The organism is Bradyrhizobium sp. 62, from assembly GCF_023073035.1.
Classification (GTDB): domain Bacteria; phylum Pseudomonadota; class Alphaproteobacteria; order Rhizobiales; family Xanthobacteraceae; genus Bradyrhizobium.
Genome location: NZ_JADPIT010000015.1, coordinates 1,202,763 through 1,204,470, shown reverse-complemented (window position 1 = coordinate 1,204,470; position 1,708 = coordinate 1,202,763). Strand labels below are relative to the sequence as shown.

The 1,708-nt window shown below is 63.4% G+C and carries 1 protein-coding gene and 1 pseudogene; one reads left to right on the top strand and one right to left on the bottom strand.

The features are described from left to right. On the top strand, positions 1–1,011 hold a 1,011-nt coding region (locus IVB47_RS16305; protein WP_247462607.1), incomplete at its 5' end, for a porin. Between the two features lie 387 nt (positions 1,012–1,398). Here IVB47_RS16305 and IVB47_RS16300 read toward each other — a convergent pair. After that, positions 1,399–1,708 (bottom strand): annotated as a pseudogene (locus IVB47_RS16300) (YkgJ family cysteine cluster protein); the annotation flags it as partial.

Here is a 1,708-nt window from a genome sequence, read left to right as displayed (position 1 = left end):
GCCGTGTCGCAGTTCGACGCGCCCTGGACCAACTACCCGGGCAACAACTACGACGGTCTCGTCGGCGGCAGCGGCACGGTCACTGGTGTCAACCAGTTCTCCTACACCGCTGACTTCGGTCAGGGCGTGACGGCAGCGTTCTCGGCTGAAGATAGGGCGGCCTACTATGACGCCGGCAACCTGAACATGACCGGCGCGTCTGCGGCTGGCATTCTTGGTGGCTCGTATGGCTCCAACGCCATCGGCGGCACGCGTTCGCCGAACCTCGTTGGTATGGTCCGCGTCGACCAGGCCTGGGGTCTCTTCCAGGCGTCGGTGGCTGCACATGACAACCACGTTGCCTACTACGGCGCGACCGAACCCACCGGTCATCCCGATGACAAGTGGGGTTGGGCGGTTCAGCTCGCTCTGTCGATCAAGAACATCCCGACCGGTGCGGGTGACGTGATCAACATCCAGGGCGTCTACACCGACGGTGCGACCCGCTACAACTTCCAGAACCTCGCGGGCAGCAGCTACTCGATGTTTGGCAGCTCCGGCGTTGCCTACCAGAGCGTCGGCTTCGCCAATGCTCCGGACACCGTGTTCGTCACGGGCAGCCAGCAGGAAACGGTCAAGACCTGGGGCTTCCGCGGTGCGTACACCCACAACTGGGACCCCTACTGGAACACCGCGATCTACGGTGCTTACGCCCAGGCCCAGTTCGGTTCCTTGGCCAAGACCACGATCTGCGGCGCCGGTGGTGCTGGTGGCGTGTTCGGCGGCATTGCCGGTGTGACGGGTTGTAACCCGGACTTCGCCGTCGGCTCGGTGGGTCTCATCACCCGCTGGACCCCGGTCAAGAACTTGACGTTCTCGGCTGACGTTGCCTGGACCCGTATCGACCAGAAGTATTCTGGTGTCATTGGCACCGTTACTCCGTCCGGTACGACGGGCAAGCCGCTTGCAGCCTACGAGCTGAAGGATCAGGACACCGTTACCCTGCTCCTCCGCGCTCAGCGCAACTGGTAAGTTCGGTCTAACGACCTGATAGAAAGCCCCGGCGGGAAACCGCCGGGGCTTTTCGTTTGCACAAGGCGAACTACCGATCTCCAATAGGTTCTGAAGAACGTCTGGATCGATGCGTCGCTTGGGCTTGGTTGGATGCGTAGCTCGGACTAGGTTGAAAGCTTGGCTCGGATAGCGCCATCGCGTCCGATTCAGCGGCGACGCGGCGAGAGGCGCGTCGCTGGCACTCCGACGAGGTCTGTGGCCGCTGCGGCGCTCGCCGTGATCTGCCCGATCTCGATTGCAACCGGTATGCCCCGACTTAAAACCCCATCATTCGCGAACTTTTCAACCCCGCCGTGCGCGTCGAGCAGCACGCGGCGAATCTCGCCGCGCTGCTCTCCGCGGAGTTCAGGCGTGGTTCGATAAGCGGAGAAGTGTGGGCCGGTAAGGCGGACAGGGATCGTCGTCCGCGTCATCCGGAATCACACAGGAGCCGAATTCCTGCCTGATCCGCTCGATCTCGGCGATGCGCTCATGCAGCCTCGGCAGATGCTCTGCCGATGTCGCCCGCCAGAACCGGAAGGTGTCGGCGGCGAGCGGCAGGAACGCCGTGCCGAACGGCGTCGGATCGGGAACGACGGTGCGTCCGAGCAGCAGGAACCTGTCGGCGCCGGAGACGACGAGGGTCGCATAGCCGCGGTTTCCGATTCGCCTGATA